Origin of the sequence: Paenibacillus sp. FSL R5-0912 (genome assembly GCF_000758605.1) — a bacterium.
In the GTDB taxonomy this organism is placed as follows: Bacteria; Bacillota; Bacilli; order Paenibacillales; family Paenibacillaceae; genus Paenibacillus_AQ.
The window spans coordinates 7,545,298-7,562,211 of sequence record NZ_CP009282.1 but is presented as its reverse complement, the minus strand read 5'-3'; the positions used below and the strand labels follow the sequence as shown (position 1 = coordinate 7,562,211).

Sequence of the window (16,914 nt, the reverse complement as noted above, 5' to 3'; positions counted from 1 at the left end):
CTAACTTTTCACGGAAACAATCTGATTGCGGCCTTGATGCTTGGCTGCGTATAGGGCTTTATCCGCCGATTTGAACAAATCATTCAAGTAAGTCGTTGAGCTCATGGGCGGGGGGACCTTGAATTCCCCGATGCTAAGCAGTCCTATGCTGATGGTGATGGATATAGCCTCGTCTATATTATCAATTCTGATGTTATTGGTCTCAATGCTCGATTTAAGCTGTTCCGCCAGATTATACGCATCGGCCTCGTCCGTATCCGGCAGGTAGATTATGAATTCCTCGCCGCCATAACGGGCCAGGATATCGGATTGCCGCAGACTGCGCTGCAGAACCTCCACCGTACTGCAAATGACTTCATCTCCGGCGAGATGTCCGTAACGGTCATTGACCATTTTGAAATAATCGATGTCGATCAGTATAATGGTCGAAGGGGAGTGATGATCGCGCTCCTTCAGCAATTCATGCTCCAGCTGCTGCATCAGATAATGCCGGTTGAAGCAGCCGGTCAGGCTGTCGGTGATGGCCATCTTCCGGAGCTTGGCGTTCGTCTGGAACAGTTCTTCGTGGACTTTGATTAAAGCGGAGTTGCGCTCTTGCAGAATGGTGTTCTGCTGGTTCGTCTCATCAATGAGCCGCCGAAGCTCGGTTATATTCTGGAAGGTGACAATCCGTCCGACCCTCACACCGCTCACCATAATCGGTGCGGCATGAATGCTGATGTACATTTGGAGTGTGGGATACATTAGTTCTGTCTCGGCCACCTCAAGCGGATGGTCACGGTAGGCTTGCAGGAACTGTTCGGTCTTGACGGTATTGCCGCCGGGCAGGTGGCTGGCCATATCGAACCTCTCCCCGGGATTCAGCCGGATCTGGGGATGCAGAGCCTGGTTGATTTCGACCACCTGTTCTTGATCGTCGAGGACGAGAATTCCGTATTCCATCGTATTGATGATATCCTGGTGGGCGATAGTTACAATATCAAACACTTTGTCCTGGTGAATGGTAATCACGAAGAAGGTGGCTGACACCACAATGCCGAGCGAAGTAAAGCCCGGAATGACCGGCAGGTAATCGTCCAGCACTACGTTCAGGAACACATCGATCATCAGGAAGAAACAGACGGCAACGATCCCTTTTAGCATATACATGATCTGATTCTTGATTCGCGGCGCCTGACGGGACACCAGGGCTACATAAATGATGTACAGCGACACGCTGGCATTAAGAATAAGAATAGACATGTTGATCCAAAAAATAGGTCCGTAGATCCGCTCAACATATCCGCCGTTTACCGGGAGAACAAACCAGCCGTTCGGATTCAGCACAACAGCCAGCGAGGACAGGAATGCCGGAACAAGCAGGGCGATTAATATTTTGCGGTTAAGAAATTGCGATTGGCCTGAGAGCAGAATGGTGAAGAAGATCCAGCCTGTAGTCAGCAGGGAGGCATCGATAAAGGCAAGCTTTACATAGAATAGCTGATAGATGGGATCATCAACGGTTCGGATGGCAAACTGGCAGTAGGGCCAGATCATCATGGAGAAATGAAAACCCAGGTAGACTTTGTGCAAATTGGTTATCGTACCCACAGAAATAAATATGTATATAAACAAAAGGAACAAGACAAAGCACATTATCAGATCAATCCAAGACTCCAAGGCCAATATACTACACCTTCTTGATATATTTAGTGTTTATTGCTTTTTCTGGGTCTAAGGTCTTATATATTGATTTTAATATATAATTAGCGTGTGCAGATTACAAGATTTTTAAGTGAATCTATCGGAATAAAATGGTTGGGAGGAGAATAATATGAAATCTATCACCGTTCAGAACCTTACGGACAAGTTCCATTTGGAAGTGCTGGCAGGATCAGGGTGCATGGACCGCATCATTACCCGTCCACGGACGCACAGGCCCGGACTTGAATTTGTCGGTTATTTCGATTTCTTTCCGATGGCGCGGGTGCAGGTGCTCGGCCGCAAGGAGATCAACTATTTATTAACGCTGAGTGTAGAGGAACGCATGCTGCACATCGGCAATATCGTCAAATATCATCCGCCTTGTTTCATTGTAACGAGCGGCCAGCAAGAGATCCCTTACCTCACCTTATACTGTAATCAGGAGGGCATTCCGCTGCTGCGGACACCAGAGGTGACCACGGAGTTTATTGCCAAGCTGGACAGCTATTTGGTAAAAACGCTGGCGCCGGAGCTGTCGATTCACGGGGTGTGTGTCAATGTGTCGGGCATCGGGATCCTGCTTCGAGGCAAGTCCGGGATCGGTAAAAGCGAAACGGCGCATACACTCATCCGGCGGGGCCACCGGTTCGTGGCCGATGATATTGTAGTGCTCAAGAAGCTGGGGCCGGCAACGCTTCTCGGGACGCACAATGAGACGACCCGCGAATTCCTGGCGCTGCGCAGCATCGGCCTGATCAATGTCGTACGCCAGTACGGGCGCAGGGCCTTCCAGGATGAGACGCGGATTGTACTGGATATCGAGCTGGCACCGTGGCAGGAGAATTCACTCAACAATGACCTGGAACTGGTTCCCCAGTTCACGGAATATCTCGGCGTTCAAATCCCGCATATCGAGGTTCAGCTTCAGCCGGGGCGCGATGTGGCTGGCCTGATCGAAGCTGCTGCGAATAATTGGTATCTCAAGCAGCTTGGATACAGCGCGGTAGAAGACTTCATGAAGCGGATTGAAGACGGGATGCAGTCTTAAGGCGGGATAATCCCACACACTCCAGGGCAACTTAGATAAAAGACAGCAGAGGAGTGTATCCGAAATGGCGAGAAGAAACAGGAGATATGCGGTGCCCGGGTCAGCTCAGGGCATGCAGACCTTCAAAGCAGAGGTCATGAAGCAGGAAGGATACCATGTAGATCCGAATCATCCGGACGATGTGAAATACGAGGTGGCGAAGGAGCTCGGTATCCCGCTGCAGGCGGGCAATAACGGCAATTTGACCACGGAATCTGCGGGTCAGATTGGCGGCAGAATCGGAGGCTCCATGGTCCGGGAGATGGTCCGTCTGGCACAGGAGCAGTTAGCGGAGAAGGGGAAATCCTAGAATACGCGATCCCTCCAATGGCCCAAAGCAGCGGCATGCTTTTGGGCTATTTGCAGTTTATACGCAGGTAATATTCAGAAAATATAGACATACACCTTCGTCCGCAGCCGGTCCGGGCAGGTGATGATGCGGACCGGCTGCTTGTCCGGGAGAGCGAAGCAGACACTGATCACGGCTGCCCCCGGCGGCAGCTCCTGCCTGAACTTGGGAGCAAGCCGTTCCATGGCACCGGGGAACAGGTAGCAGAGCACAATATCGGCATCGCTATAAGAGCTTCTATATATGTCGCCCCGCCTAAAAATGACCTTGCCCTGCAGCCGCTCCCGTTCACTCTTCACTGGCAGAAACCGTGTGCATACTACCGCAAACAGCTGTGAGAACCCTAGGGGAATCCTTGAGTTCTCTATGCCGGTCAGCCGTTTGCCGGGGCAGCGGCGGATGACTTCCAGGCCCAGCGTTCCCCAGCCCGACCCCGCCTCCAGAACATTGGCATAACCCGGCATACGGTTCACCTCCACGGCTACTGCCGCCCTTACAGCCCTGGAGGCGGGCATCGGCGATATTCCGTTCTTCCAGCTTACGAGCACAATCCAGACTACGGACAGCAGAATGAGAAATGCGGCAATCCAGGGAATACTCTCGGTAACGGGCATATATCGCTCCTTCTTAATCTGTGCTCACGCCGGGCTGCCGCTGTAATATGTATACTCGAAATTGATCTTGAAGCCGGCATTGAGGTAGAGGGTCAAAGCCCGCTCATTCTCGGTGACAACACCTAGACGGATCGAAGAATAGTTCTTCTGCAGCAGGAAATCAACAGTCTGCCGGAGCACCTTCCCGCCATACCCTTGGCCCTGGCAAGCGGGCAATATGCAGAAATTATGGATAAAGGCGGTTGCCTCATTCACGTAATTCACCCGGATCAGGCCGATCCGCTGGCCGCCCGCCCAGGCAATATAGGTGATACGCTCTGGTTCCTTCGTATGCAGGAAATACTCCCGGGTGGCGTCTTCGGAGTCCCCGAAGGCCCGGGACGAGCAGGAGACCATGAATTCGAAATCCTCCGGCAAGGAAGGCAGCAGACGCAATTCTGCCGGAGCGGGTTCTCTGCCGGACTCCGTATGGGCATATGACATCGCGTATTCAGAGCGGTCATACTCAGTACCGATAGCCTGGGCCGCGCGGAGTCCTGCCTGTGAGCGGCTTGGAACCCTGTAGCTGAGGCTGTGTACAGTGAGAGGCGCAATATCTTCCTTGGCCCGCTGCAAAAGGCTGCGGAATACACCCTGGCGGCGGTATTCCGGATGGACCATGGCATTGATCTGCGCATAATCGCCTTCGGAAGCAAACCAGCTCAGCAAACCTATGAGCTGGTTTCCGCGATAGCAGAGCAGGGCATGGTCGCCATCCTCTTTGACGAGATGCTCAAGATCTGAGCTTAATTTGAGCGAATCCGCGTGGCTGCACTGCTGCTCCAGTAGAGTAATGTCCGCCGCTTGCTGCTTGGAGTGGTAAGTCATTGCCATGATGTTATTTAACTTGAGAAGCTTGCGGAACTCATCAACACTGTCAAACACGCCATCGGGCGGGACATCGTAAGCCTGGCTCTGGAAGGTGGACAGCCAGCGGACACCGTAGGTCGGCAGTCCGGCAGCCTTGCCCGCGAGAATATCCGCATTACTGTCCCCAACGAATATAGCATTAGAGGGATCCATGCCAAGTGTACGCAGCGCCGAATGTATGCCTTCGGGATCAGGCTTGGGCTTAACGACATCATCTCCGGTAATGGAGATATCGAAGAAGCGCTCCAGATCCAGCGCCCCGGCCGATATCTGATAGGCCCGTCTGCTTTTACCGGTAATGACGCCAAGCTTCATCCCTTGCGCCTTCAGGGCCTGAAGTAATTCTACAATGTGCCCGTCATTCTGGAATTCTCCGAAATGCCCCTGCTCATATAATGAATAATAATCTTCTATAGCTTGCGGAACGGAAGACGGGTCAGCGAAATTGCCGCCAATGATGTCCTCCTCGGTGGGGCCAAACATGGCGACAAGTTCATCGCGGGTGACTTCTCTATGATCGTATTGCTGAAATACAGCCTGGAACGCATGGAAGGATAAAGGCAGTGTATCTGCAAGTGTTCCGTCGAAATCAAATAATACAGCTTGAATAGACATACGGATGGCCCGTCCTTTGGATGAATTAGGTGGATGGAGCATTGTCTCAAGTGGCCTCAGAGTCAGGAGGTAGGTGCAGCCTGAAACAGGCTGTTCTTGTAATTCATGAGCGGTGCCAGCCAGACCATACCGGTTCCCCGGTAGACATTGACCAGGCCTTCGCCGGAAACGGCAGAGCCCATGCGGGTCTTCCCTGATTTCTCTACGGTAAAGTCAAGCGAGTTCGACCACATCAACGCGAAATTGCCATCTACCTTCAGCACGTCATTCTGCAGCTCGACCACCACGGCTTCCTCGGATGGAATAGGAGCCTCAAGAGCGATAATCCCTTTCCCCCGTGCGCTCAGGTTGAACAGCCCTTCTCCGCCGAGGAGGGCTGAGGATACATTCTTGCGTGCAGCGACAGCAATATCCAGCGTGGACTCGCAGGCCAGGAACATGCCGTCATCAATCACGATATGGTCGTTGTCGACATCAATCAGCCAGAGATATTTGTAGGTGGTTTCGAGCATAATCGTCCCCGTCCCTTTATAGAGCGGTTTGATGGCACTCGTGCCGGTTGCTGCACTGGATATAATATTGCGCATCAAGCCTCCGACACCTTTGACACCCGACGTCATTTCAATATTGCCGATCATATACTGCATAGCGCCTGCGCTCAGCATAACCTCGCTATTCGTTAGCTCAATCATCAGCTGCTTGTTGCGCATATTGCTCTTGCTCATGAAGAAGTTGGCCTGGGCTTCCAGCATGGAGGTGCTGCTAAGATCCTCCTTGTATTCAATGACCGAGAATCCGCCAAGCTGTTCCTTAATTACAACATTAGGGTTATCCTTCAAATTATTAATGGTAAAAGCCATAATGCTTCCTCCCCTGAGATGCAGTTATTTGGGCATGTCAATTGATTATAGCAGAGTCCATAACAGGTGGGTAAAATAATGGAAAATCATAGAAAATTCTAATAGTAATCCAGTTTAGCTTTACTTATAATAATAGATTAGCGTAATGTTCTAAGTATAGTGCTCAGAACACAAATGCAGATACCATACCCGTATTGGAGCCGAAAGGAAGTTACCCTTGTTTGAGACGTTGCTTCTTAATTTTTTGTTTATGCTGTTTCCGGTACTTATCTTTCTGATCTTCTTTGAGAATAGGCCACACGCCTATAACCGGAAGATTCTTGTGCTGCTCACAGCTATAACCATGATCCTGTGTATCGCCAAGCCGATCCGGCTGGAAACGGGGTTTATCTTTGACCTGCGGTATGTTCCGTTTCTTATCGCAGCTTTGTATGGAGGGTACAAAAATGTTCTTCCGCTCTATCTGATACTAAACGTATACCGTTTCTATATAGGCGGAGAGGGAACGATTCACTCGTTTCTTTTTTCAACAGCAGTTCTGGTCGTTGTGCCGTTATTAAGTTCAAGATTTATCCGTTCGAAGCCAAAGGTCCGGATCAGCTGGGCAACCGTCATTGCCGTGCTTACGATGGGCTGTTATCTGATTGTGCTGAGCATGGTTATGGAGTCGCTGGATATGCAGTTCTGGATGCTCGCCTTCTATGCTTTGACCACTCATGCAGCCGTGATGGCGGTCTTAATGATTCTGCTGGAGCAGATCATTACCAATCTCAGGAATCGTGACCGGATTATGCAGTCGGAGCGGCTTAATGTGGTTAGTGAGCTGGCGGCCAGCGTCTCCCATGAGATGCGGAATCCGTTAACCGTGACGAGCGGGTTCCTTCAGCTGCTGAACAAATCGAAGACGCTTACGCCCGAAGAGAAGGGGTATATTGAACTGTCGCTGCTGGAGCTGAACCGGGCGGAGAAGATCATCAGCGATTATCTCTCTTTTGCCAAGCCGCAGTCGGAGAATAGGGTCTATTCCAACCTCCAGGCGGAGTGTGAGTACACCAAGAATGTCATCATGCCGTATGCCACAATCCACAAGGTAGCGGTTGAGTTCCGCTTCAACAACTCGCTCTGCGCCCATTATGACCGGAATCTGATGCAGCAATGTCTGATTAATCTGTACAAAAACGGGATTGAAGCGATGAAGGGAATGGAAGACGGCGTTCTGACCATTGATATCTCCGAAAGGAAGCAGAATATTATCATTACCATCCGCGACACCGGCATCGGGATGACGAAGGATGAAATCTCACGTCTGGGCAAACCCTACTATTCCACCAAAGAAGAAGGTACGGGTCTGGGTATGCTCATGGCTTACAGTGCGATCAACAAAGTTAAGGGAGTTATCGAGGTTAGAAGCGAAAAAGGAAAGGGAACCACCTTCGAGATCGCCATCCCGGCTTAGGGCGGACAGGGCAACAGTGGGAAACTCTCCGTGAAAATGATAAAGTAGCTCTTAGAGGAATGGATATATTAACCGGGAGGCTGTTTGTAAATGAGACAAGAGTTAATTGCGCAATTGAATGCTTGGCATGAGGAAGATGAGTTCGAACAAATCGTATCCCGCATCAAAGAGGTGCCCACACCGCTGATCGATGATGAGCTGGCGGTCCATCTGGGCCGGGCGCTCAATAATCTGGGACGTTATAAGGAAGCGCTTAAATGGTTCAACAAGACTGCCGACAAAGGCAAAAAAGATCCGCTGTGGCATTTCCGCGTCGGTTACGCGCATTATTATCTGGACCAGTATGATGAGGCGATCAAGGCTTTTGAAAAGGCCCATAAGCTGGACCCTGAGGATCAGGACATTATTGAGTTCCTGGAATGGAGCCGGAATGAAGCGGGCGTGCAGGAGGGTCCTGACGATGCTGAGGATTCTGGGGATGCTGAGGATTCGGCCGAAGAAGCGGACGGTAGCTCGGATTCTAAGGATGCTGAGGATACTAAGCGCTAGGCTGAGAGGGGCTGGAGAGCTTGAAGCTGTCGGTATTTTACAATCATATTGTGAAGGCAAGCGAGCAGAGCGGCCTGCCGCTTACGGATGTATTGGACAAAGTGCATGCCTATGGCATAGAAGCGGTAGAGCTAGATCTGGAAGAGGCGCTGACCGGTACGGAGGCGATGATAAAAAGGCTGGATGCAGCGGGGCTCTCCGTGGCGTCGATGTATGCTTTTTTTGACTTCGGCAATCAGCCTGCACCGGAGCCGGGGTATGCATTTATTGATACAGCAGCCTATATGGGAGCCGGCAAGGTACTGGTCATTCCGGGTTTCATGGAAGAGACGGCCAGCCCGGAGCAGCGGAGTCAGGCTCTTCAGAGCATGGCTGCAGCGCTGAATGCCATTTGTGATTACGCGGAGCGTAAGGGCATCCGTGTGACGATGGAGGATTTCGACGATATCCGGGCGCCGTTCTCGTCGGCGGACGCGCTGCTCTGGTTCCTGGAGCAGGTGCCTAAGCTGGCGATCACCTTCGATACCGGGAACTTCATCTACCGCGGCGAGGATGAATTGGAAGCGTTCGCGAAGCTGAAGGAGCGGACCGTTCATGTCCACTGCAAGGACCGGTCACTGGAAGACAACGGCGGGGAGCCCAGAATCAGCGTAAGCGGGATTCCGCTGTATCCGTCCCCTGTAGGCTCAGGCTGCATCCGGATCGCCGAGGTGCTCCGGATGCTGAAGGCAGAGGGATACGCAGATACGCTGGCCATCGAGCATTTTGATGCTGTGGATCAGCTGGGGTATATGGAGCAATCGGCTGCATGGCTCCGTTCCATGCTGGATTAGGCCACCAACCTTAAGGTTGACGGCCGGGCTGGCCGGGGCATACAATGAAAGATAATCTTACAATCGAGGTGAAATGGATGCCATTCCGTACCGTCGCAAGGAACTAGTTACCGGGCTGGGTTGAACGCGTACCAGCCACCAAGGGGGCAGTCTGTCCTCTTGGTCACAGATAACTATAACCTTGGACGGTGCCAGGCATTCATTTTTAGAGCCGGGACACTGAGTTATTCAACGTAAAGACCACACTGCGTATGCAGGGGGTTCATTAGCGTTGGGTGGCGAAGCGTGATCCCGGCTTTTTTTATACTCATATTGAAGATTGGGGATTGTAATTATGCTGCGGAAATGTCTTGTCCACCTCAAAGGGTGGATTGCTCTATATATCCTTCTTGGTTTCGCCATTCAATTCTTAAGCAGCTTGGGCATAGTGGTCTTTCAGAAGATTCTCGATCAGGCGGTGGATGGAACGGGCTTCAGCGAAATCACACATTGGATTGTCATCTACGGGGTGCTGCTGGGTGCGAATGTACTTCTGAATTATGCGGATGAATATCCGGGCGCCCATCTGTCAAACAGCATCACGGAAAGGCTGAAGATTCTGGCCTTGTCCAAAATCTCCAGAATGGATTATACCGCCTATCAGAATATGGGCACAGGCCAGATGATCAAGGTGATTGAGAACGGGGCGGCGGCCGGAAACAGCATTCTGTTTTCTTTTATTCTGGGGACGTTGCACGAGCTGCTGCCTACCATCCTCTTCAGCTTGTTCTTCATCAGCTATTATGACCTCAGAATCATGCTGGTGATTGCAGGCGGGTATGTGGTGATCTTCGGGATCACGAATGTGCTGCTGAAATACCTCTACCGGATTAAAGCGGCTGTGCTCCAGGAGCAGGAGGCTATGTCCCGTTATTCGATACGTGGTTTCATGGAGCTGGTTGTGTTCCGGACCAATAAGAAGTATGCGCAGGAAATCAGCAGATTGAACGAGACCGCACGGCAGATCATTCGGAAAAGCGCTCAGCTGCAGATGATCCATGAGTCTTTTTTTGCCTTATTCGAATTGTTCATTACGGTTATTAAAGTGATTGTCCTGCTCTATGGAGTGAAGAATGTGGTCTCCGGGCAGGCCTCGGTCGGGGTTATGGTGGCCTTGTTCATGTTCATTGAGAAAATATATACGCCGATTGCCATCTTCAACGTGTTATTCGTCGGCTACAAGCTGAACAGGGTGACCTACCAGCGGTTCGGGGAATTCCTGAACGCCCCGGAGGACGCCAATCTGGAGAAGGGGAAGGCGGTGGCCGGGCTGCAGGGCGATCTTGAATTCAGGGACGTGTCCTTCGGCTACGGGGAGGTTCAGGTGCTGGACCGGCTGTCCTTCTCCATCGCGCACGGAACCTCAGTTGCACTGGTTGGCTTAAGCGGAAGCGGAAAGTCGACGGTCATTAAGCTGATTACGGGCCTGCTGAAGAAAGGCGGCGGCAAGCTGCTGGTGGACGGCACGGATATCGATGAGCTGAGTCTGAACAGCTACTATGATCATATCTCCTATCTGTCGCAGGACAGTCCGGTATTCGATACCACGATCAGGGGCAATATGGTGTTTGACCAGGATGTGGCGGATGAGGAGCTGTATGCGGTTCTGGACAAGGTCCATCTGAAGGATAAGGTGCTGGAGCTGCCGGAGAAGCTGGACACGATGGTTGGTGAGCGTGGCCTGAAATTGTCGGGCGGTGAGCGACAGCGGCTGGCTTTTGCCCGGGCGATCCTGCAGAAGCGGAATCTGATCATTCTCGATGAGCCGGTATCAGCGCTGGATAATATCACGGAGAAGAGCCTGATGGAAACGGTATTTACGGAGTTCAGGAACAAGACGGTCATTATTATCGCGCACCGGCTGAATTTCATCAGCGGAGTAGATAAGATCCTGGTTATGGAGCAGGGCAGGCTGACGGGGGAAGGGGATTTCGATTCTCTGATCCAAGGCTGCGATTCCTTCCGAACGCTGTGGAATAACGGCAGGGGACAAACGGATTAAATCAAACTGTACCTTGTAGCCCCTCTCCGGCCTGTACTATGCTGGGTTCTAGAGAACCTGAAAGTGAGGCTGCCGGCAATGAATTCAATTCTGTCCAAGATGAGACTGGAAACGGAGCGATTAATCATCCGTCCCTATATTGAAAGTGATCTTGGCGCCTCCTTCGCGCTGATGCAGAATCCGGAGGTGCTGGCCTTCATGCATATGGAGGTCATGCAGCGGCATGAATATGAAGGCTTGTTCCGCTGGCTGATGTTCAGCTATCATACGCCGTTTGAGCTGCCGTTCAAATATTCCTTTGCGGTTTGTAGCAAGGCAACCGGACAGCTGATCGGCTGGTGCGGCCTCGGTGTGCTGGATTTCAGCGTACCGGATACCGAGCTGTATTATCTGATCGGGCGTGAGCACTGGGGCCTGGGGTATGCTACCGAGGCCGCCCGGGCGCTCACGGCTTATGCCTTCAATGTCATCGGGCTGGACCGGTTATACGCCAAGGCAGATCCGCTGAACACAGCGTCACTCGGGGTATTCCGGAAGCTGGGCTTCCGGTTTGAACGTGAGCTGGCCGGGCTAACCGGCGATTATGAGGACTGCAACGGTGAACTGCTGCATGTGCTGGAAAGGGAGCGGTTTGCTGGGCGGCTTGGCAGTGGAGGATAACCCTAGGATGAGCGGGAGATGTACGGAAGACGAGTAGAAGATGAGCGGCCCGGCGGGACAAGATAAGCGGAAGAAGATAGGGTTCAAGAATAACGGCTTTGCCGTCCTTTTACAGGACAGCAAAGCCGTTTCCACTTCATAGATAAGAATGTATATGCTTCGAGCCAGAGAGAACGAACGGGACAAGCTCGGATGCTATGAGGACCGGAAAGAGTTGGATATTGTCCACTTGCTGATGAACGATAGAACTCTGCTCAAATAACAGTTGGACTAACAGCACTTAAATCCTCCCTTTTCACCCACAGTAGCTAAACCTAACAATATTAGGTGTTGTTTTTCCACTTGCTTCTGTCTATCCCTCAGAAACAGGTAAATTAAGATACCTTTTTCCACTTGTTGCTCTCACAGCAATATTACGGACGCGGATTTACCCGTACCTGTGCGCCTTTGCCGCTGGTCTGAATTCCGGTGGTCTTGCTTCCGGCCTCCTTCAGATCTGCCAGCAGACGCTCCAGGACTGCCTTCGCGGCCGCCGCCTCCTTCGCGCCGGAGGACTTCACGACCAGCTGCACCGGCTTGCCGGAGCGCAGATGCTTGTCCGCCTGACGCAGCTTCGTGTCGTAGTCATGCTCTTCAATATGGGCGGTGAAGCGCAGCTCCTTCACCTTCTCAGTGCTGCCTCCGCCGCCTTGCGGACGGCTGGTATCGCCCTTGCGTGCCGCTTGCGCAGCGGCTTTGCCTGTGCCCTTGGCGACCAGGCTGCAGGGCGGCGGACTGCTCATCAGCGAGGTGCAGACCAGATCGGCTCCTGCGGATCTGGCCATAGCCAGCGCCTCCTCTCTGGATACGGTGCCGAGCTTCTGGCCCTTCAGCCCGGTAAGCTCGACCTCGGCGGCTCTAATCTGTTCATTAATAAGTACGGCCACGGAAATGAATCCTCCCTTTGCGGATATGATATAGCTATCATATATGGAAGCCGGCCGGGCTTCAATTCCGGAGGACATGATCCTTGATTCAAAGTTGAGCCGCTTGTGCAAAGCGGTTATACTCAGTGAAACGCAGGAAGTTCAGCGCGGGAGCGCCGGAGTACTAAATTTTTGTTGAATGGGGGATGGCAATTGAATGACACAGCTGACGATAAGCAGTTAATCCAGCTTATTGCACAGAAAGACTCGAATGCCCTCGAACTGCTCTATGACCGGTATGAACGGGTAATCTATAGTTTTGCTTACCAGATCGTGAAGGATTCGATGGCCGCTGAAGAAGTAATGCAGGAACTGTTCCTGCGGGTATGGAAGAATGCGGAGCAGATTGATTTCGGCAGGGGCAAGCTGCTTACCTGGATGTTCGCCGTTACCCGCAATCTGGCGATTGATCATCTCCGCAAACGCAGCTCCCGGCTGCCGCAGCAATCTGCAGACTCCGGGAATCTGGATATGATTCAAGACCATACAGCGCTCACCGAGGATCTCGTTGAGCTGCAGATGGCCGGGGAACAGATCAGGGACGCGCTGCTGGGGCTGAGCCGGGATCAGCAGCAGGTGATGGATATGATTTATTATCAGGGCTATACCCAGCAGGAAGTAGCGAACCTTGCGGCAATTCCGCTGGGGACGGTCAAAGGAAGGGTCCGATTGGCAATGAAGCAGCTGCACAAATCATTACGGCATTGGGGAAGGAGGGATCATGCGCATGAGTGAACATAAGGATGATCTCTGTGAACTGGCCGAATTATATGTTCTGGGCGCACTGACGGCAGAAGAGACAGCGCAGCTCGCTGCCCATGCAGAAGCCTGCAGTGAATGCAAGGAGCTGGTAAGTGAATACCGGCAGGTACTGGGCCATCTTCCCCTTGCTTCCGAGCCCGCAGAGCCGCCTTCCGGAATGAAGGATCGGATATTATCACGGGTATTAGAGTCGGAAAAGTTGAGTACACCGGCTGCTCCGCCGAAAGCCAGCCCTAATATTCAGCCTGCGGCAGAACGCACCATTGAGCGTGAGTCCGTTAAGGTGGCACCTATAGAACAGGGCCTGCCCAAGGCGAGAATTCCAGAGCCTAGAAAAACCCGCTTCTGGGGTTACTTGAGCCTCGGGCTGGCTGTGGCCGTGCTGCTGCTGATTGTCTATACCGGCCAGCTGCGCGGGGATGTAGACCAGCTGCAGCGGCAGATTGCCTCCGGCACCGGGCCCCTGCAGGGGCTTAAGGTGAATGAGACGGTGGCGCTTAGCCCGTCGGGAGAGGCTGTTTCCGCCAAGGGTGTAGCGACCATTGTTGCTGATACATCCGGGACCCACCTCGTAATCCAGGCAGAGGATCTGCCGGAGCTTACAGGTACAGAGGTCTACCAGGTATGGCTGATCAAAGGGGATACGCCGCAGAATGCGGGCACCTTCATCTCACAGGACGGAAACGGGGCACTCTATTATTCGTTTGATCCGAAGGCCTACGATACCGTGGCAATTACGCTGGAGCCGGATGACGGGGGAGACGCCCCGCGGGGACAGATCATTCTGGCAGCGCCGATTAAGCAGGGGTAGCAGCTGAATTCCGCAATGCCGATATTGGCGGGAACTCAATGTAATGAAGAACAGCCGGGAGGGTTCCCGGCTGTTTTTGCGCAAATATAAGAATTCACATGATAGCTTATCCTTCTATTTCCTGCTGAAACGGTACCGTCCTTACAAGAGGACGGCAAAGCCGTTTCTACTTGTGGGCAGGTCGTGAAGTTATTTATCGCGATGGATATCCATGGTTCCGGGAGGGAATCCATGCGTTCTGCTGCGCCGGACTATCCATACAGAAAGGGCCAGCAAGACAAACAACGCCCATGGGAATGACATGACACCCGTTGTTTCGAGAAGAATTCCACCGATTATACCGCCTCCGCCAATGGCCAGATTCCATGCGGTTACAAGCATGGATTGCGCTACATCTGCGCTCTCTCCACTAGCTGCAGCCATTGCTGTTTGCAGCAGCGTGGCTGCTCCCCCGAACGTTAAGCCCCATACAGCAGCTACTAGATAGATTACAACAGGCTTGCCGCTGCCTATACTGAGAAGAACAGATGCCAATGCAAATGCAGTGAGGCTAATCAGAACCAGCAGCCTCAGGTGACGATCTATCCAGATACCGGTTAACCAGATGCCAAGAAGTGCTGTAATACCGAAAATAAGAAGCACCAAGTCCACGCGTCCGGTTAACCCGGCCTGAGTAAGGTACGGTGCTATATAGGTATACAGGATATTGTGGGCCAGTACCCAGGCCAGCACGACAAACAGGATCGGCCGCACTCCGGGGCTTGTGAAGACCTTATTTAGAGGGAGCCGCTGATCTGCAGCTTCTCCCGGATAGTCCGGCAGCCTCCAGAGTATCCAAATGGTCAGCAGCAGAGCGAACAGCGACAAGACTCCAAAGATATTACGCCAGCCTGCAAGATCACCCAAAAACGTTCCGGCAGGGACACCGAGCGCCAGAGCAAGCGGCGTTCCCGCCATTGCAATAGCCATAGCCCGTCCCTTAAGCTGCTCCGGTACCATGCGCCGTGCATAGCCTGCGATCATTCCCCACAGGACACCAGCGGACACACCCGCGAAGAAACGGGCCGCAAGCGTCAGGGGATAGCTCGAAGATAAGGCAGTAACGGTATTGAATATGAGAAAACCAAGGATGCAAATGAGTAGCAAGGGTCTACGTCTCCAGCCGCGTGTTACCGTGGTCAATGGAATGGCGGCGAGTAAAGAACCCAGGGCATAGAAGGTAACAAGCTGACCCGCCAAGGCCTCTGTTACTCCAAGCCCCTTACTGATCTGAAGCAGGAGTCCGGCGGGAATCGTTTCAGTCAGAATACAGATAAACCCGGTCATTGCCAGCGCAAGTAATCCAGCCCAGGGAAGGCGTGCGGAAGCAGGGGCACTGAAGCTTTGCTGCGGGGAAGCAATTGTGCTGCCGCTCCTCCCGGCGATCTCTTTTGTGTTGTTCATGACGGGTCCAATCTGCCATAGATAGCATTGCAAAGGTCAACCGTGAACGGACCCGACATGCCCTCCAGTGCGGTATTGGTGAAGGCTACCACGCTTAGCCGCTGCCTGGTATCAACGAACCACGAATGTCCATAGGTGCCGCCCATGCGCCATGTGCCAAGGGACTCCGCTGTGTCTGCGGCAGAAGGATCTTTAAGGACTGTGATCCCAAGGCCAAACCCCCGTCCCGGCCAGAAGGGCATGGGCAGGTCACCAATCTGGTTGGTGATCATTTCGCGGACCAGGGATTCCGGCAGCAGGGGCGCCCCTCCCTTCCGCAACGTTTCCAGCAGCTGCAGAAAATCTCCGGCGCTGCCTACCATACCGGCTCCCCCGGAAGCGTAGGCAGTGCTGTCTAACGCCCGGCCCGGTGCGAGCCGGAAGCCCGCCGTTCCTTCTACAAAGCCCAGCCTATCGGGATTCTTCATAGGCCGCAGTCCCGGAATGTCATCGGCATAAGCTGTGGTCAGGCGCTTCGGGTCCACGGCAACGAAACTGGTATCTTTCATATCGAGGGGTTGAGTAATAAGTGAGCGGATCGTTTCACTGAGTGTGTTCCCGCTTACGTTAGCAATTACTGCCCCCAGTACATCTGTTGCAATAGAGTATCTCCACTGGGTGCCTGGTTTATAGAGAAGTGGAACAGACGCGAGCCGCTTCAGGTTCTCTTCAAGCGTGATACCAGACTGATCCATGCCATCAGATACACCAGCCTGCTCATAGGTACCGCCTTCTTCCTGAAAGAAGCGGTAGGTCAGACCAGCGGTGTGCGTCATTAAGTGACGGACAGTCATTGCTGCAGTCTCTCCATTCTCCAGCCGTGGCTTAAATTCCGGCAGCCACCGGTCTACACGGTCATCCAGCTTCAGGCGATCTTGCGCCACCAGAATCAGGGCTGCCGTAGAGGTAATCGGTTTGGAAACCGAGGCGAGCCGGAACAACGCGTCCTCCCGCATAGGCTGGTTTAGCTCACGGCTCGCATAACCAGCAGCACGGCTATAGATGAGTTGTCCATCTAGCGCTACCTTTATGACAACACCTGCCAGGCGCTTGTCGGTTAGTGTCTCATCAATGACCTTGTCGATCCGCTCCGGGATACGGTTAGGGTTGGTTGTGTTCGAATAGGGCATACTCAACATCCTTTCGCTATAGTTAAAGCAGCAACTGCCTTCGCTTTACTATTGTAAGTAAAGTATATAAAATAAATTAACTTGAATACATGAGCCGATAAAGGTAAA

16 protein-coding genes are annotated in these 16,914 nt (G+C 52.6%); 9 read left to right on the top strand and 7 right to left on the bottom strand.

The window, feature by feature from the left end:
* Window positions 1–1,635: a histidine kinase N-terminal 7TM domain-containing diguanylate cyclase gene (locus tag R50912_RS32170; RefSeq protein ID WP_042243812.1), complete on the bottom strand. Its 1,635-nt coding sequence runs from the start codon at window positions 1,633–1,635 to the stop codon at window positions 1–3.
* Window positions 1,636–1,813: 178 nt separating this feature from the next.
* Here R50912_RS32170 and hprK point away from each other — a divergent pair, with 178 nt between their 5' ends.
* Both hprK and R50912_RS32160 read left to right on the top strand, forming a co-directional pair.
* Window positions 1,814–2,731: an HPr(Ser) kinase/phosphatase gene (hprK, locus tag R50912_RS32165; RefSeq protein ID WP_042240949.1), complete on the top strand. Its 918-nt coding sequence runs from the start codon at window positions 1,814–1,816 to the stop codon at window positions 2,729–2,731.
* Between the two features lie 64 nt (window positions 2,732–2,795).
* Window positions 2,796–3,080 (top strand): alpha/beta-type small acid-soluble spore protein, encoded by a 285-nt coding sequence (locus R50912_RS32160; protein ID WP_042240945.1) that lies wholly within the window; start codon window positions 2,796–2,798, stop codon window positions 3,078–3,080.
* Window positions 3,081–3,154: 74 nt separating this feature from the next.
* Here R50912_RS32160 and R50912_RS32155 read toward each other — a convergent pair whose 3' ends face one another.
* From R50912_RS32155 to R50912_RS32145, 3 genes are all read right to left on the bottom strand, one after another.
* The gene (locus tag R50912_RS32155; RefSeq protein WP_042240943.1) at window positions 3,155–3,733 is read right to left on the bottom strand and encodes a class I SAM-dependent methyltransferase; all 579 of its coding nucleotides are present in this window, start codon (window positions 3,731–3,733) and stop codon (window positions 3,155–3,157) included.
* Between the two features lie 24 nt (window positions 3,734–3,757).
* Window positions 3,758–5,257, bottom strand: a complete 1,500-nt coding sequence (locus R50912_RS33930) for a GNAT family N-acetyltransferase (RefSeq protein ID WP_063840088.1) — start codon at window positions 5,255–5,257, stop codon at window positions 3,758–3,760.
* A 62-nt stretch (window positions 5,258–5,319) separates the two neighbouring features.
* Window positions 5,320–6,117, bottom strand: coding sequence for an AIM24 family protein (locus R50912_RS32145; RefSeq protein ID WP_042240940.1), 798 nt, complete (start codon window positions 6,115–6,117; stop codon window positions 5,320–5,322).
* Window positions 6,118–6,334: 217 nt separating this feature from the next.
* Here R50912_RS32145 and R50912_RS32140 point away from each other — a divergent pair, with 217 nt between their 5' ends.
* From R50912_RS32140 to R50912_RS32120, 5 genes are all read left to right on the top strand, one after another.
* A complete protein-coding gene (locus R50912_RS32140; protein WP_042240936.1) occupies window positions 6,335–7,573 on the top strand; it encodes an ATP-binding protein in 1,239 nt (412 codons plus the stop codon).
* Window positions 7,574–7,663: 90 nt separating this feature from the next.
* Window positions 7,664–8,122, top strand: a complete 459-nt coding sequence (locus R50912_RS32135; RefSeq protein ID WP_052416803.1) for a tetratricopeptide repeat protein — start codon at window positions 7,664–7,666, stop codon at window positions 8,120–8,122.
* A gap of 20 nt (window positions 8,123–8,142) precedes the next feature.
* Window positions 8,143–8,955, top strand: a complete 813-nt coding sequence (locus tag R50912_RS32130; RefSeq protein ID WP_042240933.1) for a sugar phosphate isomerase/epimerase family protein — start codon at window positions 8,143–8,145, stop codon at window positions 8,953–8,955.
* Window positions 8,956–9,289: 334 nt separating this feature from the next.
* Entirely contained in the window at window positions 9,290–10,996 is a 1,707-nt protein-coding gene (locus R50912_RS32125) for an ABC transporter ATP-binding protein (RefSeq protein WP_042240929.1), read from the top strand.
* A 78-nt stretch (window positions 10,997–11,074) separates the two neighbouring features.
* The gene (locus R50912_RS32120; RefSeq protein ID WP_042240926.1) at window positions 11,075–11,656 is read left to right on the top strand and encodes a GNAT family N-acetyltransferase; all 582 of its coding nucleotides are present in this window, start codon (window positions 11,075–11,077) and stop codon (window positions 11,654–11,656) included.
* A 413-nt stretch (window positions 11,657–12,069) separates the two neighbouring features.
* Here R50912_RS32120 and infC read toward each other — a convergent pair whose 3' ends face one another.
* Entirely contained in the window at window positions 12,070–12,582 is a 513-nt protein-coding gene (gene infC / locus R50912_RS32115) for a translation initiation factor IF-3 (RefSeq protein WP_042243807.1), read from the bottom strand.
* Window positions 12,583–12,774: 192 nt separating this feature from the next.
* On the opposite strand from infC, the gene R50912_RS32110 reads away from it, so the two are divergent.
* Complete coding sequence (locus R50912_RS32110) at window positions 12,775–13,356, top strand: RNA polymerase sigma factor (RefSeq protein ID WP_042240923.1); 582 nt, start codon at window positions 12,775–12,777, stop codon at window positions 13,354–13,356.
* Complete coding sequence (locus R50912_RS32105; RefSeq protein ID WP_042240919.1) at window positions 13,349–14,194, top strand: anti-sigma factor; 846 nt, start codon at window positions 13,349–13,351, stop codon at window positions 14,192–14,194. Before R50912_RS32110 ends, R50912_RS32105 begins: the two co-directional genes overlap by 8 nt.
* 189 nt (window positions 14,195–14,383) lie before the next feature.
* Here the strand turns inward: R50912_RS32105 and R50912_RS32100 are convergent, their stop codons facing one another.
* On the bottom strand, window positions 14,384–15,637 hold the full coding sequence (locus tag R50912_RS32100) for an MFS transporter (RefSeq protein WP_042240916.1): 1,254 nt from the start codon (window positions 15,635–15,637) through the stop codon (window positions 14,384–14,386).
* The gene (locus tag R50912_RS32095) at window positions 15,634–16,806 is read right to left on the bottom strand and encodes a serine hydrolase domain-containing protein (RefSeq protein ID WP_042240912.1); all 1,173 of its coding nucleotides are present in this window, start codon (window positions 16,804–16,806) and stop codon (window positions 15,634–15,636) included. The genes R50912_RS32100 and R50912_RS32095 overlap by 4 nt, the downstream gene beginning before the upstream one ends.
* Window positions 16,807–16,914: the final 108 nt, after the last annotated feature.